The sequence below is a fragment of the Curtobacterium sp. MCLR17_044 genome, assembly GCF_003234435.1.
Lineage (GTDB): Bacteria > Actinomycetota > Actinomycetes > Actinomycetales > Microbacteriaceae > Curtobacterium > Curtobacterium flaccumfaciens.
The window spans coordinates 114,647-130,396 of sequence record NZ_QKTC01000016.1 but is presented as its reverse complement, the minus strand read 5'-3'; the positions used below and the strand labels follow the sequence as shown (position 1 = coordinate 130,396).

Sequence of the window (15,750 nt, the reverse complement as noted above, 5' to 3'; positions counted from 1 at the left end):
CACGACCACGTCGTCACCGTCGGTCGTGGTGATCCAGACGCCGAAGTCGGCACGCTGGCCGCGGGACTCCCTCGTCGCGACGGAGAACCGCCGGATGCGCGCCCACGGCAGCGGCTGCGGCCGAGGGCATCGCGGCCCTGCCGCTGCCCGCCGGCCTCGAGGATGCGAAGTGGGACGCCGCGAACGCCGACTACTCCGGCTACGACGCCTGCGCGCCGCTGTCCTGGTCCGTGGTCGCGCCCGAGTTCGGAACAGCAGGATCCCCGTACGCGATCCTGCTGTTCCACGAAGGCCGGTACCTCGGCACGGCCACTGCCCAGCAGTACGCCTTCGAGCCGACCGTCGAACGACAGAGCGACTCGGCCGTCACGGTGACCTACCGGTTCGCCAAGGCTGGCGAGCCGAACGCAGCGCCCTCCGGCCGCACCACGGCCACCTTCACCTGGAACGACGAGACCGGCCGCGTCGAGATGACGGGGGACACCCCGCCCGCTCAGTGACGGTCGGCCGGCGTGGAAGCCACGCCGAGCTCCCGCTGCAGGGTGCGGAGGACCCGTACGAGGGTGTCGAGCTTGTCCGGTCCGGCTTCGAACCCACGTCCGAGGGCAGACCGCGGCTGCACGACCACGTCGTCACCGTCGGTCGTGGTGATCCAGACGCCGAAGTCGGCACGCTGGCCGCGGGACTCCCTCGTCGCGACGGAGAACCGCCGGATGCGCGCCCACGGCAGGTCGAACACCGGCGCGTCCCGTGACGGTGCCCACGCGTGCAGGCCGAACTCGTCGACGGTCCAGACCTCGGGCCGGGGCTTCGGGAAGTCGTCGGAGGTGCGCAGGCCGGACGTCAGCACGGGCAGGTGGAACCGGGGTGCCCGCCCCGCTCCGATGCGAGCGAGCGTCCGGCGGTCGCCTCGCCCGGCGGACAGCGTCGACACGGCCAGCAGCACCCCGAACCCCGCGACCACGATCGGCCACAGCACGAACGACCCCTGCGTCCGGGCACTGTCGATGCCCCGGAGGAAGTCCGGGAACGCGAACTCGGCGACGAGCGCGGCGACCCCCACTGCCGTGGTGACGACCGCCGCGAGCAGCACCGGCCCCCGCTTCGGCATCTCCCCGTCGCGTAGCCGCTGCACCCAGGGCTCGTCCGCCGGGGTCATCGCTCGGTCCGTGTCCGCCCAGGACGCCCGGCGTCCGGCTGGGACCCGAGTTCCCGGCGCAGCGACCGGAGCACCTGCATCACGATGTGGATCTTCGTCGCGCTGGCACCGAAGGGCCGTCCGATCGCTGGCCGCGGCTGCACGGTGAAGCGCCCGACGTCCTCGGTGATGATCCAGATGCCGGTGTCCACCCGCTGCCCGCGGACCTCTGCCGAGGCGAGTTCGAGCGAGTGGACTGCACTCCACTCCAGGTCGAACACCGGAGTCTCCCGCTCCGGCGACCACGCGTGCAGCCCAGCGGCATCGACCGTCCACATCTCGGGTCTCGGCTCGGGGAAGTCGTCGAGGGTGTACTCGCCCCTCCGCACGACGGGCAGGTGGAAGCGCGGCGTCGTACCGTGCCGACGGATGCTCGCGAGGATCCGTCGGTCGCTCCGGCCGCGCATCCGCGAGAGGACGGCTGCGACCGGGCCGAGCACGAGCAGGATCACCGAGAACAGCGGCACGGCGAACGGACGGCGTGCATCCGAGTGCAGGAAGGCATCGAGGTGCGTGATCGAGAACACGACCCCGGTGCCACCGGCCACGGTCACGATCGCCAAGCCGAGCAAGAACGGCCACCGCTTCGGCATCTCCCCGTCGCGCAGCCGTTGCACCCACCGTTCCCCCGAGTACTCCACCGTGCCATCCTGCCCGTCACGGCCACGGATCGTCCGCGAGCGCGACATGCTGTTCCCATGCAGTCCGTCCGTGCCGCCGCACCCGGTGTCGCCCTCGCCGTGGCGATCGGCATCGTCGCCACCCTCGTCGGCCGGGTCGTCCCGGTGGTCGGCGGTCCCGTCCCCGCCGTCCTGATCGGTGCCGTCGTGGGGTGGCTCGTCCGGCGTCGCACCGGTGGCACACTCGCCGCGCTGGCTCCCGGCGTGAAGTTCTCGTCCAGCCGGGTCCTGCAGTTCGCCGTGGTCCTGCTCGGCGCGCAGCTGTCCATCGGCGAGGTCCTGCGCATCGGCGGTGAGACCCTGCCGGTGATGCTCGCGACGCTCGTCGTCTGCCTGGTGGCCGCGTGGGGGATCGGCAGACTGCTCCGGGTCTCGGGCGCACTCCGCACCCTGATCGGCGTCGGGACCGGCATCTGCGGCGCCTCGGCGATCGCCGCCGTGACACCCGTCATCGGTGCGGTCAGTGCGGACGTCGCCTACGCGATGTCGACGATCTTCCTCTGCAACATCGCGGCCGTCTTCGCCTTCCCGCTGCTCGGACACGCCCTGGGCCTCAGCCAGCACGCCTTCGGCGTCTTCGCGGGCACCGCCGTGAACGACACGTCGTCCGTCGTCGCCACGGCGACCGTCTACGGCCGCCAGGCGACCGACACCGCGGTCGTCGTGAAGCTGGTGCGCACCCTGATGATCATCCCGATCGTCATCGGGCTGGCCGGACTGGAGGCCCGCCGCGCCTCCCGCGAGCAGCTCACCCCCGCCTCGGGGCCGGGTCGCGGGTTCCGTGTGTTCCGGCTGGTGCCGTGGTTCCTGATCGGGTTCCTCGTGGTGGTGCTGCTCCGGACGGTCGGGGTCCTGCCCGCGTCCGTGGCGCCGGGGTTCGCGACGGCCGCCTCGTTCCTCATCACGGTGGCGCTCGCCGCGATCGGCTGCTCGACGGACTTCGCCGCGCTCCGCCGTGCCGGGTTCCGGCCGATGCTGCTCGGCATCGCGCTGTGGGTCCTGGTGGCGGGGACGAGCCTGGGCATGCAGGCGGCCTTCGGGCTGCTGTAGGGGTTGCCGGCACCGGACCTATCGTTTATCGTTACATCGAAATTCGATGGTATCGATGATCGACAGGGGAAGCAGCCGTGACCACGCCCGTCTACGAACCGCCCCGCGGGCGGAACTCCTACCTGGCCTACGTCGTCTCGTGTGCGATCGGCATCGCGATCGTGGTGTGGCGGTACGTCGACCTGCTCGTCCACTCGATCGCCTCGGGCACGGTGGCGGTGCCGATCCGGATCCGCGAGACCAGTGCCGTCCCGCAGCCTCCGGGTGGTGCGACGGTGACGTCCGACCAGCTCGTGCTCCGGGCACCGATCGCCGACGTGCCGGGTGGTGCGATCGGGTACATCCGCGTCGGCGACGCGCTGGAGGTCCTGCTCGTCAGCGCCCTCATCGCCCTGGTGGCGGCGGTGGCCTGGAAGATCTCACGCGGCGGGCTCTTCGACCGCTCGACCACCCGGATCCTCGACTGGCTCGGCGGCGCGGTGCTGGCCGCCGGGTTCCTGCCGTCGTTCGTCCGCCGGATGGGGTGGAACTGGGTCGTGTCCGGGCTCGGATGGGACGGGTACCTGCCCACGCCGGTGGTCGACCACCAGTTCCTGCCCGTGTACCTCGGCCTGCTCGTCGTCGTCTGCTTCCGGTTCGCGCTCACCGCCTCGCAGCGGATGGTGCGGGACCAGGCCGGGCTGGTCTGATGCCCCCGGAACAGGAGGACGGCCACGCGGTCGTCTGTCACCTCGACGACCTGCTGGCCGAGCGCGGGATGACCCTGACCGAGCTCGCCGACCGCGTCGGTGTGACCGTCGTCAACCTCTCGGTGCTCAAGAACAACCGGGCCCGCGCGATCCGGTTCTCCACCCTCACCCGACTCTGCGAGGTGCTCGGCTGCCAGCCGGGCGACGTCTTCTCGGTCCGCACCGACTGACGATCCCCGCCCGGGCCTCACGTGATCCGGGAGTCGATCACCGCCCGGTCGCCGCGGTACCGCGAGAACCCGTACTCGACGGGTGTCCCGTCGGCCAGGCACATCAGCCGTTCGATGTGGAAGATCGCCTGGCCGGGATCGATGTCGAGCAGGTCGGCCGTCCATTGGTCGGCGTTCACGGTGCTCAGGAGCAACCGTCGTGCCTCCGGCCGCGCGCCGGCCTTCCTGACGAGCACGTCGGGCACGTACTCGGTCAGCGGTTCGGCGACCAGGTCGGGGAAGCGCTCGTGCGGGACCCAGCTCGTCCGGACCCGGCTCGGTTCGCCGTCGAACGAGATGAGGCTCTCGACGAAGAAGGCGCTGCTGCCGGTCATCTGCAGGTTGCGCCGGACGGTCTCCGGCGCGGTCACCTGCTGCACGCACAGGTGCACGATGCTGAGCCGGGGCGACTCGAAGACGCTGCCCCCGGCCGTCTCGCCGTAGATCGTGACCTCGTCGGACGTGCGTGCCAGGCTCACCGAGGCGACGGGCCGCACACCGAACGTGCCCGATCGCGGCGCACGGGTGAGCAGCCGCTGTTCCTTGAGCAACGCGAGGGCAGCCCGCAGGACGTTCCGCGTCGTGCCGTACAGGTCGAGTAGTTCCCACTCGTAGGGCAGCGGACCGGTGAACCGCCCCGCGACGATGTCGGCACGGATCAGGTCGGACACCTGGCGTGCCGCGTCGGAGCGTCGGTTGAACCCGATCCAGTGACCCGGTGCCGACGGTGTCGTCCCGACCCCCATGTCGGTCCAGGCCGCGGACGGGGCGAACCCCTCCGGCACGGTCCCGGTCACGAGGCCACCCCCACCGTCGACAGGTCGCCGGTCCAACCGGCCCACCGCAGGAACTCCCGGGCCAGCCGCACCGGGTAGTCGGGCGCCTGGATGTCGAGCGAGACGAACACGCGTCGGTAGAACGTCGGCCCGCCGAGCAGGTCCACGGCGATGCCGAGGTCGACGTCCGGTCGCAGGTCGCCCGCGTCCATCGCCCGCTGCAGCATCGCGTTCACCCTCAGCCGCCGGTCCAGGTGCCACTCGGCGACGGCCTCGGCGACCCGCGGCTCGTGCGACGCGGTCTCCACGATGAGCGGGAGCGCCCGACCGACCGGCGTCGCGACGAGGGCGTGCACCCATCCTCGGGTGAGCCCGAGGACACCCTCGGCGATCGGGGCGTCCTGCACCGTCGGGATGTGCTCCTCCATCAGCCGGATCACGGTCTCGGTGAGCAGGACCTCCTTGCTCGACCACCGCCGGTAGATCGTCGCCGCACCCACGCCGGCCGCGTCGGCGACGGCGCGGATCGTGAACGCGCGGGGGTCGCCCTCGGCCAGGATCTCGACGCACGCGGTGTACACGGACTCGCCGACGGCAGCGCTCCGCGGCCGGCCCCGGACCGGCGCCTCGATGCGCGTCGTGGTGCTCATGCCGCGTCCCAGTGCTCGAGGACCTGGTCCATGGGCCAGACCTCGCCGATCTTGGCGGCGATGTCGAACAGGTTGGCTTCGTGCACGCTCGGCAACCGGTCGCCGACGGCTTCGCGCACGACGATCGGCACGAACCCGTGCTGCATGGCGTCCGTGGCCGTCGCGCGGATGCACCCGCTCGTCGACAGCCCCGCGATGAAGAGCGTGTCGACGCCGCGGGCGACGAGGTCGGCGGCCAGCGACGTGCCGAAGAACGCGCTCGGGTACTGCTTGGGCACCAGGGTGTCGCCGTCGAGGGGTTCGAGCCCGTCGACGAACGCTCCGGTCGACGCGCCGGGCAGGTACGCGGCGAGTGCCGGCACCTTGCGGAAGAACACGCCGGCGTTGGACCCGTCGGCGGAGAGCGCCATCGTCGTGATCGCCACGTGCACCCCGGCGGCGCGGGCAGCGGCGGTGAGCTCCCGCATCCGCTCGACGGGTTCCTCGACGCCCGCGTAGAGCCCGCAGTCGGGGTCGACGTAGGCGCGGACCGGATCGACCACGACGAGCGCAGCGCGTCGTCCTGGGCGGAGTGTGCCGGTGAAGCCGGCTGCCGCGTAGTCCTGGTGGTCGTCGGTCATGGCGTCCTGCTTCCGTCGTGGGTGGTCGTTGCCAGGGTGGGGACGGTCACGTGGACGCCCCCGGCTCGGGGATCGGCCCCGACCTGTCGGGCCGGAGTGGCGCCTCCCGGTCGGGAGGCCCGAACGGACCGAACGCGACGATGAGCGCCCCCAGGGCCGCGCAGCCGGCGAACGTCAGCGCCGCGGCGCGGACGCCGTCGACGAACACCTGGACGTCGCCGGACGGCAGGCTGAGCAGGCTGCCGTCGTAGGCCGCAGCCGCCTGGGCCGCGGACAGGCCGCCCGTCGCGATCGCGAGGCCGAGCGCCGTCGAGAACAGGAAACCAGCGTTCTGCAGGGCCGAACGGATGGCGTTCGCGATGCCGCGGCGGTGCTCCGGGACGCGGGTCATCAGTGCCGACGTGCTCGGCGTCATGAACACGCCGGTGCCGACCCCGACGGCGCCGAGGCCGGTGGCGGTGACGGCGTAGGCGTCGCCGTCGGCGAGGGACACCGCGAGCACCGCGGCGCCGAGCGCGATGAGGAGCATGCCGATGGTCGACAGCGTCCGCGCGGCGACCCGGCGGGCGAGGAACCCGGCGCTCACCGCCGCGACCGTCGTGCCGATCGGCGTGGGCAGTACCCAGAGGGCGGCGTCGACGGCGTCCTTGCCGTCGACCGCCTGGAACGACAGGGAAGCCAGCAGGACCAGTGCGTAGCTGGACAGGGCGCACAGCCCGGCGGCGGAGAACAGGGTGATGGTGGTGCGGTCGCGGAAGATCGCCGGGTCGACCAGGGGGTGCGCGACCCGGCGTTGGGTCCACACGAAGACACCGCCGAGCACGACCGCGCCGCCGGTCATCGCGACGACGGGGACGGCCGACCAACCGACCGAGCCGCCGGTCGAGACCGCACCGACGAGCAGTCCGACGGCGGCGACGGACAGGACCGACCCCGGCACGTCGAGGCGCTCGCCGGAACGGGGACGCGTGCTGTGCGGGATCAACCGGAGCGACCAGATGAGTCCGGCCAGTGAGATCGGCACGCCGGCGAGGAAGATCCAGCGCCACCCGAACGACTCGGCGACCAGGCCGCCCACGACCGGACCGATGACCTGCCCCACCGCGGCGACCGTGGCGTTCAGACCGAGGCCGAGCGACAGGATCGACTCCGGGAAGACATCGGTGAGCAGCGCGGTCGTGTTGGTGACGATCGCCGCCGCGCCCACGCCCTGCACGAGTCGGGCGCCGAGCAGCACCGCCGCGTCGGGAGCGAAGCCGCACGCGAGTGAGGCGAGCAGGAAGACGAGGATCCCGGCGATGTAGAGGCGGCGACGACCGACCAGGTCGGCGATGCGCCCGAAGACCAGGATGAGGGTGGTCGTGGTGAGCATGTAGCTGAGGAGCACCCAGCTGGACTGCACGGCGCTGGCATCGAGGTCACGGCTGACGTCGGGGAGCGCGATGAGGAGTGCGCTCGAGGAGATGAAGACGAGGACGACGCTGAGGCTCGACGCGCAGAGCACCTGCCAGGCGCGTCGCCGGGCGGCGCCCTCGTCGACGGGGCGGCTACCGATCGCTCGGCCCTCGCACGGCGGACGACGACGGCACCCTGCGGTGGTGCGTCGTGGTCCGCTGGAAGGCGGCCGCTGCGGACAGCACGAGGCGGTCGTCCCACGGCCGCGCGACGAGCTGCACGCCGACGGGCAGACCGTCCGGCGCGGTGCCCGCCGGCATCATGAGCGCGGGGAACCCCACGTAGTCGAACAGCCGGGTGTTCCGGGGGATGACGTCGTGCAGGTTGAAGCGCTCGCCGTCGACCGACATCGTCAGGTCGTCGAGTCGCGGGGCGGTGGCGCCGATCCCGGGGGTGAGCACCACGTCGACGCCGGCCTCGTCCATCCGGGTGACCATCGCGGCCTGCACGAGCGGGCGACGGCGGAGTGCCCGGAGGTAGTCGGCAGCGGTCGGCAGGAACGACACGTCGAACCGGGCGCGGGTCCCGGCGTCGAACAGGTCGGCCGTGCCGGCGTTGGCCTCCTGGTTCGCGGCGAGCTCACCGTAGAACACCGTCCAGCACTCCGAGTCGATCGACTCCAGGTCGTCGAACTCGATCGGTACGAGGGTCGCACCGAGCTCGCGGAACCGCTCGACCGCCGCGGCGTGTGCATCGAGCACCGCACGGTCGACGCGTTCGGTGAACCAGCCGAGTGGGACCCCGATCCGGAGCCCCTCGACCCGTTCCGGCGCGGCCTCGATGAGCGGGACGGTGCTGAACGTCGTCGGGTCCTGGCCGTCGGACCCGGCGATGACCCGCAGGACGAGCGCGAGGTCCTCCGCGGAGCGTGCCATCGGTCCGACGTGGTCGAGGGTCCACGACAGGCTCGCGACCCCGGTTCGCGGCACGAGCCCGTAGGTCGGCTTGATCCCGGTGGTCCCGCAGAGGGCGGACGGCACGCGGATCGACCCGCCGGTGTCCGATCCGAGCGCGAGTGGGACGATCCGGGCGGCGAGTGCCGAACCCGACCCGGTCGAGGAGCCACCGGTCCAGCGCTCGGGGTCCCAGGGGTTCCGCACGGCGCCGTACCGGGCGTTGTGCGGCCCGCCGAAGGCGAACTCGGTGGTGGCCGCCGTGAACACCGGGATCGCGCCGGCGGAGCGGAGCCGGGCCACGACGGTGGCGTCGGCCGGGGCCACACGGTCACCGGTCTGGAGCGAGCCGCTCGTGACGATCGTCCCCGCGACGTCGATGATGTCCTTCACGGCGAACGGGATCCCCTCGAGCGGCCGGGCGTCGTCGTCCGCCCAGCGGCGGGTGGACTCGGCGGCGGCTTCCTGGGCCCCGTGCACCAGGCGCAGGACGGCGTCGGACCAGACGTCGTCGCTCGTCCAGTGCGGGGCGAGTGCGGCGAGGACCTCGGACGGGGTCGTGGTGCCGGACCGGTACGCGGCGAGGAGTTCGACGACCGAGGCGGCGGCGGGGTCGGCGGCTGCCCGGGACGCCGCCAGGTCGTCGTCCGGACCGGCAGCGGTCGGCGCCGGGGCCCCGTCGACCGCTGCGTCGAGGAGCCGGCCGAACAGCTGCGCGCTGTGCGCCGGTTCCGCGGGCAGCGCCGACGGGGCGGCGGGCAACGGGTTCGCGCGGCTCGCGGCCAGCGCGCGGTCGAGCTGCGGTGCGATGGTTCCGCGGACCAGGGCGGCGACGTCCGTCACGCGGGGACCGCCGCCGCTGCGTGGGCGTCGGCGAGGTACCGGAACACCCCGGGCTGCCGGTCACGTCCGAGCGGGAAGTCCCGGCGGGCTGCCGTGACCTCGCCGACGTCGATGGTGGCCCGGATGATCGGCCCCGCCTGGTGGGCGGGGGCCGAGACGACCAGGTCGCCCCGTGGTGAGACGACCGAGGACCGACCGAAGTAGCTGACGGTCTTGCCGTCGACGGTCTCCTCGCCGCCGCGGTTCGGGGCGAGGACCCACGTCTGGGTCTCGAGCGCGCGGACCTGCAGTTCCTGGGTGAACAGGGTCTCGCGGAAGCCCATCGAGGACACGAGCACGAGCATCACCTCGGCGCCGGCGGCCCGTGACGCGAGCCAGTACTCCGGGAAGCTCCGGTCGTAGCAGATGAGCATGCCGAAGCGGGTGCCGAGGGCATCGAACACGACCGGTCCGGACCCGGCTTCGAAGTAGTGCTTCTCGTCGACGTCGGAGATCGCGTTCGTCGGGATCGAGGTCTTGCGGTACGACGCCACACGGTCGCCGTGCACGTCGGTGCCCGGCACCAGCGTGCCCTCGGCGTCGATGAGCACCGCGCTGTTGTACTGGGCCCCACCGGCCTCCTCGTACAGACCGAAGGCGACGGCGGTGCCCAGACGCTTCGCCGCACTCGCGAAGCGGGCGGTCGCCGGACCGGGGACGGGCTGTGCCCAGGACTTCCGGCTGTCGTTGACCACGCCGCAGAAGTAGGGCGTGGTGCAGAGCTCGGGGAAGACGACGAGGTCGGCGCCGACGGCGGCTTCCTCGAACAGGGCGATGAGCTCGTCGAGGGCGACGTCGTGGTCGGCGGGGACCTCGCCGGCCTGGACGACCGCGACCTCGATGACCGGACGGCTCGCTGCGGCGCTCATGCGGTGACCGCGCTCGGAGCAGCGGAAGCGACGCCCTCGCGGGTGCGCATCAGCGGCTGGATGCGGGTGCCGAAGTCGTCCATCCCCTGCAGGAAGTCGTCGAAGACCAGCATGATGCCCTTCGTGCCCTCGACCGCCGCGGCCTCGTCGAGCATCGCCGCGACGTGCTCGTAGGAGCCGACGAGCGTGCCCATGTTCATGTTCACGGCGCCCTCGGGCAGCGAGATCCGCTTGGCCGTGTTGCCCTCCTCGCCCTCGGCGTCGGTGAGCGCCTGGCCGGTCATCCAGGCGATGGCCTCGACGTCGACCCCGTCGCTGTACCGCTCCCACTTCGCCTGGGCGGCCTCGTCGGTCTCGTCGGCGATGACCATGAAGAGCACGTAGGAGCCGACGTCGCGGCCGGTCTTCTCGCGGGCCTCGAGCAGCGCCTGGTTCTGCTCGGCGTAGGCGGTCGGGGTGTTCACGCCGACGCCCATCGAGAAGTTGTAGTCCGAGTACTCCGCGGCGAACGCCATGCCCTGCGACGACTGGCCGGCCGAGACGATCGGGATGTGCGACGTCGGCCGCGGGAGCATCCGGCAGTCGTCCATCTGGAAGTACTCGCCGTGGAAGTCGCTCCGGCCGGTCTCCCACAGCTCCTTCATCACCTGCATGTACTCGGTCTGGTAGGCGTAGCGGCGCTTGAAGTGCACCTCGTCGCCCGGCCAGAGGCCCATCTGGTCGTACTCCGCTTTCTGCCACCCGGCGACCAGGTTGAGCCCGAAGCGGCCGTGCGAGATCGAGTCGACGGTCGCCGCCATGCGCGCCGCGATCGCCGGCGGGATGGTCAGCACGGCGGTCGTCGCGAACAGGCGGATCCGCTCGGTGCGGGCAGCGAGACCGGCCATCAGGGTGAAGGACTCGAGGTTCTCGTCCCAGAAGCCGCTCGGGCCGCCGAAGCCGCGCAGCTTGATCATCGAGAGGGCGAAGTCGAAGCCGTACGACTCGGCCTTCTGCACGATCTCGAGGTTGAGGTCGAACGACGGCTTGTACTGGGGCGAGGTGGTGGAGATGAGCCAGCCGTTGCTGCCGATCGGGATGAAGACTCCGATGTCCATGGGGGACTCGCTTTCTGTGGTGGGTGTCGAGGGAGGGACGAACGGGGGGAGCGGGGTCAGGAACGCTTCGCGGCGGCCTTGGCGGCGGTCGCGACGGAGTGCCGCCGGATGGTCTGCGACACGGCGACGGCGACGATGAGGGCGCCGCCGTAGAACAGCTGCTGCACGAAGTTGTCGGCGCCGAGCATCTGCAGGCCGACGACTCCGGAGAACAGGAAGTACACGGCGATGAAGGTGCCGATCGCGTTGAAGCGCCCCGGGACGATCGCGGTCGCGCCGAGGTAGCAGGCGGCGAACGCGGGGAGCAGGAACGACTGTCCGCTCGACGGGTCGGCGCCGCCGAGGGTGCCGGCGTAGACGACCCCGGCGACCGCGGCAGTGAGCCCTGCGCCGACGAACGCGCCGACCCGAAGCCGTCGCACGTTGAGCCCGGAGAGTTCGGCGACGGTGCGGCCGGTCCCGACGAACAGGAGCCGCCGGCCGACCGGGGTGGCGCTCAGCACGACCAGGACGACGACGGTGGCGATCAGGCCGTAGACGAACGCGAGCGGCAGGCCCGCCAGGCCGCGCCACCCGACGGTGGCCTGCACGAGCGCCGGGTCGATGCCCGTCACCGACGACGACGCGCTCATCCACTGGATGATCCCGATCATGAACGTCGACGTGCCGAGGGTGACGATGAACGAGTCGATGCGGAACCCGACGGTGAGCAGGCCGTTGACCAGACCCACGACGACGCCGATGACCAGGCCGGCGGCGATCGCGGGCACGAGCGGGATGTCCATCTTCGCGTTGAGCACGGCGATGGTCATGGCGGAGAGCGACATCGTCGAGGCGCCGGAGAGGTCGAACTCGCCCGCGGTGAGCGGGAACAGGAACCCGAGCGCCAGGATGAGCAGCACCGACTGGGACCCGAGGATGTTCTGCAGGTTGCCGAGGGTCGGGTACGTGTCGGGCAGCGCGATGCTGAACGCGATGACGATGACGAGCCAGGCACCGAGCAGCGCGTACCGCTCGGTGTGCCCCCACGAGAAGCGCGGGCGGGTCGGACGGACGATCGAGGTCTCGAGGACCGGGTCGGCGGTGGTGGACATCAGGCGTTCTCCTTGACTGCGGAGGAGGCATCGGGGGAGGAGGGCACGGCGGGGGACGCCGGGGCGTCGTCGTCGACGAGGCTCGCCACGACGGCAGCCGCGATGACGTCGCGGTCGATCCGGTCGTCGGTCAGCACGTCGTGCACGCGGCCGTGGGCGAGCACGACGACGCGGTCGCACACCTGCGCGAGCTGGTCGTAGTCGGTGGAGGCGCAGACGATCGTGACGCCCTGCTCCGCACTCCGGCGGAGCATCGAGAAGATCGCGGCGCGGGCCCCGACGTCGATGCCCTGGGTCGGTTCCTGCAGCAGCACGAGCCTCGGGTCGTCCTGCATCCACTTGGCCAGGACGGCCTTCTGCTGGTTGCCGCCGGACAGTGTCCCGAACAGGGCGGCCGGGTCGGCGGGGCGGACGTCGTAGTCGCGGACGAGTCCCGCGACGTGGGCCCGTTCCCGCGCGGGCGACAGGCCGAGCAGCCCGCGGAGCTTCCCGAGGACGGGGAGCGTGACGTTCTGCTCGACGGACAGGGTGAGCGCCCCGCCCTCGCGCTTGCGGTCCGCGGGGACGTACACGACGCCGCGGGCGATCGACGAGCCGGGCGTCACCCGTGCCAGGTCGACCGGCGCGGGCGTCGCCCCGTCGTGCCGCACGGCGAGCGAGCCGGTCGCGGGCCGTGCGCCGTACAGGCCGGGCAGCACGTCCTCGACACCGGAGCCGGCGAGCCCGGTGATGCCGACGACCTCGCCGTCCGCGACGTCGAACGACAGACCGTCGACGACACCGACCCGGAGGTCCCGCACCGTCACGACGGCGTCGCCGGTGGTCGCCGGGCGCGGAGTCCTGGCGGCGGGACCGTCCGGTCCGCGTCCGACGATGAGGGAGACGAGCTCGTCCGCCGTCGTCGTGGCGGTGTCCCGATGCGCCTGGACCCGGCCCGCCCGCAGGACGGTGACCCGGTCGGCGTGCTGGAGGACCTCGGACATGTCGTGCGACACCAGCAGTGCCGAGGTGCGGCCGTCCGCGACGAGGTCCTTCACGACGCGGAACAGCAGGTCGGCGTCCTCCTTCGGCAGGAAGACCGTCGGCTCGTCGAGCACGATGAGCGCCCGGTCGTCGCCCAGCTCGGCGACGGCCCGCAGGATCGCGACGAGGGCCTTCTGGGTGTCGGTGAGTTCGTCGATCCGTGCTCGCGGGTCGATGTCGACCCCGTACCGCGCGAACAGCTCGGCCGCGGCACGGTGCTCGGCGCCCCAGCGGACGAAGGGTCCGCGCCCGGCCACCACGGTCGCGAGCCGCAGGTTCTCGGTCACGCCGAGCGACGGCACGAGTGCCAGGTCCTGGTGGACGAAGCTGATCCCGACGCGGCGGAAGTACCCGGGAGGCACCGGCAGGGGCAGCCGGGCGCCTCGGACCTCGATCGTCGCCCCCGGCTCCGGCGCGTACGTGCCGGACAGGATCTTGATGAGGGTCGACTTGCCGGAGCCGTTCTCGCCGAGCAGTGCGTGCACCTGGCCCGGCAGGACCTCGAGGTCGACGTCGTCGAGCGCGGTCAGCCCGCCGAAGCGCTTCGTGAGCCCGCTGATCCGCAGGACCGGCGCGGTGTCCGCGACGGACGCGGGGTCCGAACCGGATGCGGTGTCCGCGCCGGTCCCGACGACCGCAGCCGACGATGCGGAGCCGAGCCGTGCCTCCCGGGTGGCGGTCACTCGGCCGCGCCCCAGATCGCTTCGTACCCGGTCTTGTACGCGTCGCCGTAGCCCTTGCTCGGCTCCGGCGGCGTGCCGGTCTCGTCGACGTTGTCCTTCGTGAAGACCTTCAGCGGGGTCTTCTCGTCACCGTCCTCGATGATCGGCGTGCCGGTCAGGACACGGCCGGCCTGGTCGAGCGTCGCGTAGGCGAGCCACTCCATGTTCTCGCCGATGTCCATCGTGAGGACGCTGCCCTCCTGCAGGATCTTCAGCACCGCGGGGGTGCCGTTGTACGAGGAGGTGAAGACCTGGCCGGTCTTGCCGGCAGCGGTCACGCCGGCCTCGACGTACAGCGTCATCGAGTCGTAGACCGGCAGGACGTAGTCGAGGTTCGGGTCGGACTGCACCGCCGACTGCACGGTCGACGAGATCTTCGTCGCCCAGTCGGCGACGGGGACGTTCGTCACCTTCACCTTGCAGCCGTCGCACTGCGCCTCGAACTCGTCCTGCATCGCCTTGACGATGCCGTCGGACGGCGGCACCTCGGACGACGTGATGATGAGGACGTCGCCCTGGCCCTTGGTCTCCTTGATGGCCCAGTCGGCGTTGAGCTTGGCGGCTTCGTGGAACGGGGCGGTCACCTGTGCGGCGACGAGGTCCTGCAGCTGGTCCGGCAGCGCTTGCCCGGTCTGGTAGGTGTGACTGATCAGCACGGGGATCCCCGCTGCCTTCGCACGCTTCAGTGCCGGGACGATCAGTTCGCCGTTGACGCCCTGCGCCAGCACGATGATGTCGGCTCCGCGGCTGATCGCCTGGTCGATGCCGGCGGAGTGCTCGGTGGGCGTGCCCTGGTTCGTGTACTCGATCCACTTCGCGCCGTACTGTTCGGCGACCTTCTCGCCGGCCTCGTCGACCGCGGTGATGAAGGGGACGGCGGACGAGTTCGGGATGTTGAAGATCGTCTTGCCGGCGATCCCCGACATGTCGAAGCGAGCGCCCTCGAAGGTGAACTCGGGGTCGACGCTGGCGGCCTTGATCTGGCTCGTGGCGTGCTCGACACCGGCGGTGTCGTCACCGGAGCTCGTCGATGCGGTCGAGGTGGCGGAGCAGGCGGACAGCAGCAGCACGCCGGCGAGTGCGGCGGCGAGGAGCGCGGGACGCGACGGACGCGTTCGGGACGGTGCGGGGGACGACATCGGTCGGGGACCTCCTGGACGGGTGGAGCAGGGAAGGTGCGGGGACGGGGAACCGGAGCGGGGACGGGGGAGCTGCGGCGGGTACGACGAAGGCCCCGCGGAGCGGGGCAGGACGTGCAGGGAGCCGGACCGGGCGGCGGCGGGGCGGCGGATCGCCGGTGACGCCGGCCGCTGCAGTGGGGCTGATGCGAATGTAACGGCCGCGGGGCACCGGCAGGCGGTCGCCCGGTAACGGTCCTGTTAGGCGTTTGTTTCGCTGGTGTTAGGCCACCTGCGGCGCCCGACGCCGAGCGGCGTCCGCCCCGCCGATCCGGGGTGGACGACTGCGCCACCGACCCGCGAGCAGGGGCGGATCCGGGCGGTGACGGGCCGGCGACGGCGGGGCGAAACACGCCGGACCCATCCGAGGCGACTTCCGGAAACGGCGCTCTCACAATTCGGCGCGGTCAGCGAGGACCGTGCCTGGCGGAATGGCCGGGAGACCCGGACGCGCAGCCCCGCTGACCGGGACATTCGGGTGCCACGGGGCAGGGCCAGCTGGCGTAACCCACCCGATACGGACGCGGCACGGCGGCGAAACGAACGAGCGGTGGACTGCACCAACGACCCGCTGCACGAACCACACGCTCCACGAACACCCCCGC

At 71.8% G+C, this 15,750-nt stretch carries 16 protein-coding genes; 4 read left to right on the top strand and 12 right to left on the bottom strand.

Annotation, left to right across the window (positions count from 1 at the left end; all coding sequences use genetic code 11):
- The first annotated feature begins 128 nt into the window (after positions 1-128).
- Entirely contained in the window at positions 129-500 is a 372-nt protein-coding gene (locus DEJ04_RS13005) for an LppP/LprE family lipoprotein (RefSeq protein ID WP_111047326.1), read from the top strand.
- Here DEJ04_RS13005 and DEJ04_RS13000 read toward each other — a convergent pair.
- Positions 494-1,159, bottom strand: a complete 666-nt coding sequence (locus DEJ04_RS13000; RefSeq protein WP_111047325.1) for a hypothetical protein — start codon at positions 1,157-1,159, stop codon at positions 494-496. The two genes, DEJ04_RS13005 and DEJ04_RS13000, sit on opposite strands and share 7 nt — an antisense overlap.
- A complete protein-coding gene (locus tag DEJ04_RS12995) occupies positions 1,156-1,887 on the bottom strand; it encodes a hypothetical protein (RefSeq protein WP_111047324.1) in 732 nt (243 codons plus the stop codon). The genes DEJ04_RS13000 and DEJ04_RS12995 overlap by 4 nt, the downstream gene beginning before the upstream one ends.
- Positions 1,888-1,896: 9 nt before the next feature.
- On the opposite strand from DEJ04_RS12995, the gene DEJ04_RS12990 reads away from it, so the two are divergent.
- The 3 genes from DEJ04_RS12990 to DEJ04_RS12980 all read left to right on the top strand — a co-directional run bounded on the left by DEJ04_RS12990 (position 1,897) and on the right by DEJ04_RS12980 (position 3,847).
- A complete protein-coding gene (locus DEJ04_RS12990; protein WP_111032734.1) occupies positions 1,897-2,928 on the top strand; it encodes a YeiH family protein in 1,032 nt (343 codons plus the stop codon).
- Between the two features lie 77 nt (positions 2,929-3,005).
- Complete coding sequence (locus DEJ04_RS12985; protein WP_111024466.1) at positions 3,006-3,617, top strand: hypothetical protein; 612 nt, start codon at positions 3,006-3,008, stop codon at positions 3,615-3,617.
- Positions 3,617-3,847: a helix-turn-helix transcriptional regulator gene (locus DEJ04_RS12980; RefSeq protein ID WP_071245067.1), complete on the top strand. Its 231-nt coding sequence runs from the start codon at positions 3,617-3,619 to the stop codon at positions 3,845-3,847. The genes DEJ04_RS12985 and DEJ04_RS12980 overlap by 1 nt, the downstream gene beginning before the upstream one ends.
- Positions 3,848-3,864: 17 nt before the next feature.
- On the opposite strand, the gene DEJ04_RS12975 is transcribed toward DEJ04_RS12980, so the two are convergent.
- From DEJ04_RS12975 to DEJ04_RS12930, 10 genes are read right to left on the bottom strand one after another with little or no spacing between them, the layout of a single operon-like run.
- Positions 3,865-4,683 (bottom strand): GntR family transcriptional regulator, encoded by an 819-nt coding sequence (locus DEJ04_RS12975; protein ID WP_071405936.1) that lies wholly within the window; start codon positions 4,681-4,683, stop codon positions 3,865-3,867.
- Positions 4,680-5,312, bottom strand: coding sequence for a TetR-like C-terminal domain-containing protein (locus DEJ04_RS12970; protein ID WP_111047323.1), 633 nt, complete (start codon positions 5,310-5,312; stop codon positions 4,680-4,682). The genes DEJ04_RS12975 and DEJ04_RS12970 overlap by 4 nt, the downstream gene beginning before the upstream one ends.
- Entirely contained in the window at positions 5,309-5,932 is a 624-nt protein-coding gene (locus DEJ04_RS12965; protein ID WP_111047322.1) for an isochorismatase family protein, read from the bottom strand. Before DEJ04_RS12965 ends, DEJ04_RS12970 begins: the two co-directional genes overlap by 4 nt.
- A gap of 46 nt (positions 5,933-5,978) precedes the next feature.
- Positions 5,979-7,436: an MFS transporter gene (locus tag DEJ04_RS12960; protein WP_181437813.1), complete on the bottom strand. Its 1,458-nt coding sequence runs from the start codon at positions 7,434-7,436 to the stop codon at positions 5,979-5,981.
- Between the two features lie 43 nt (positions 7,437-7,479).
- Complete coding sequence (locus DEJ04_RS12955) at positions 7,480-9,123, bottom strand: amidase (RefSeq protein ID WP_111047320.1); 1,644 nt, start codon at positions 9,121-9,123, stop codon at positions 7,480-7,482.
- Positions 9,120-10,031, bottom strand: coding sequence for a carbon-nitrogen hydrolase family protein (locus DEJ04_RS12950; protein WP_111047319.1), 912 nt, complete (start codon positions 10,029-10,031; stop codon positions 9,120-9,122). The genes DEJ04_RS12955 and DEJ04_RS12950 overlap by 4 nt, the downstream gene beginning before the upstream one ends.
- Positions 10,028-11,128 (bottom strand): pyrimidine utilization protein A, encoded by a 1,101-nt coding sequence (rutA, locus tag DEJ04_RS12945; protein WP_111030592.1) that lies wholly within the window; start codon positions 11,126-11,128, stop codon positions 10,028-10,030. The genes DEJ04_RS12950 and rutA overlap by 4 nt, the downstream gene beginning before the upstream one ends.
- A gap of 56 nt (positions 11,129-11,184) precedes the next feature.
- Positions 11,185-12,222: an ABC transporter permease gene (locus DEJ04_RS12940; protein WP_111030591.1), complete on the bottom strand. Its 1,038-nt coding sequence runs from the start codon at positions 12,220-12,222 to the stop codon at positions 11,185-11,187.
- Entirely contained in the window at positions 12,222-13,928 is a 1,707-nt protein-coding gene (locus DEJ04_RS12935) for a sugar ABC transporter ATP-binding protein (protein WP_111047318.1), read from the bottom strand. The genes DEJ04_RS12940 and DEJ04_RS12935 overlap by 1 nt, the downstream gene beginning before the upstream one ends.
- On the bottom strand, positions 13,925-15,106 hold the full coding sequence (locus DEJ04_RS12930) for a sugar ABC transporter substrate-binding protein (protein WP_111047317.1): 1,182 nt from the start codon (positions 15,104-15,106) through the stop codon (positions 13,925-13,927). Before DEJ04_RS12930 ends, DEJ04_RS12935 begins: the two co-directional genes overlap by 4 nt.
- Positions 15,107-15,750 lie beyond the last annotated feature (644 nt).

What these genes read in the sequence shown, in the direction of transcription:
- DEJ04_RS13000 (WP_111047325.1), bottom strand. Translation starts at nt 1,159, where the DNA reads ATGACCCCGGCGGACGAGCCCTGGGTGCAGCGGCTACGCGACGGGGAG.
- DEJ04_RS12995 (WP_111047324.1), bottom strand. Translation starts at nt 1,887, where the DNA reads ATGTCGCGCTCGCGGACGATCCGTGGCCGTGACGGGCAGGATGGCACG.
- DEJ04_RS12990 (WP_111032734.1), top strand. Translation starts at nt 1,897, where the DNA reads ATGCAGTCCGTCCGTGCCGCCGCACCCGGTGTCGCCCTCGCCGTGGCG.
- DEJ04_RS12980 (WP_071245067.1), top strand. Translation starts at nt 3,617, where the DNA reads ATGCCCCCGGAACAGGAGGACGGCCACGCGGTCGTCTGTCACCTCGAC.
- DEJ04_RS12970 (WP_111047323.1), bottom strand. Translation starts at nt 5,312, where the DNA reads ATGAGCACCACGACGCGCATCGAGGCGCCGGTCCGGGGCCGGCCGCGG.
- DEJ04_RS12965 (WP_111047322.1), bottom strand. Translation starts at nt 5,932, where the DNA reads ATGACCGACGACCACCAGGACTACGCGGCAGCCGGCTTCACCGGCACA.
- DEJ04_RS12950 (WP_111047319.1), bottom strand. Translation starts at nt 10,031, where the DNA reads ATGAGCGCCGCAGCGAGCCGTCCGGTCATCGAGGTCGCGGTCGTCCAG.
- rutA (WP_111030592.1), bottom strand. Translation starts at nt 11,128, where the DNA reads ATGGACATCGGAGTCTTCATCCCGATCGGCAGCAACGGCTGGCTCATC.
- DEJ04_RS12940 (WP_111030591.1), bottom strand. Translation starts at nt 12,222, where the DNA reads ATGTCCACCACCGCCGACCCGGTCCTCGAGACCTCGATCGTCCGTCCG.
- DEJ04_RS12930 (WP_111047317.1), bottom strand. Translation starts at nt 15,106, where the DNA reads ATGTCGTCCCCCGCACCGTCCCGAACGCGTCCGTCGCGTCCCGCGCTC.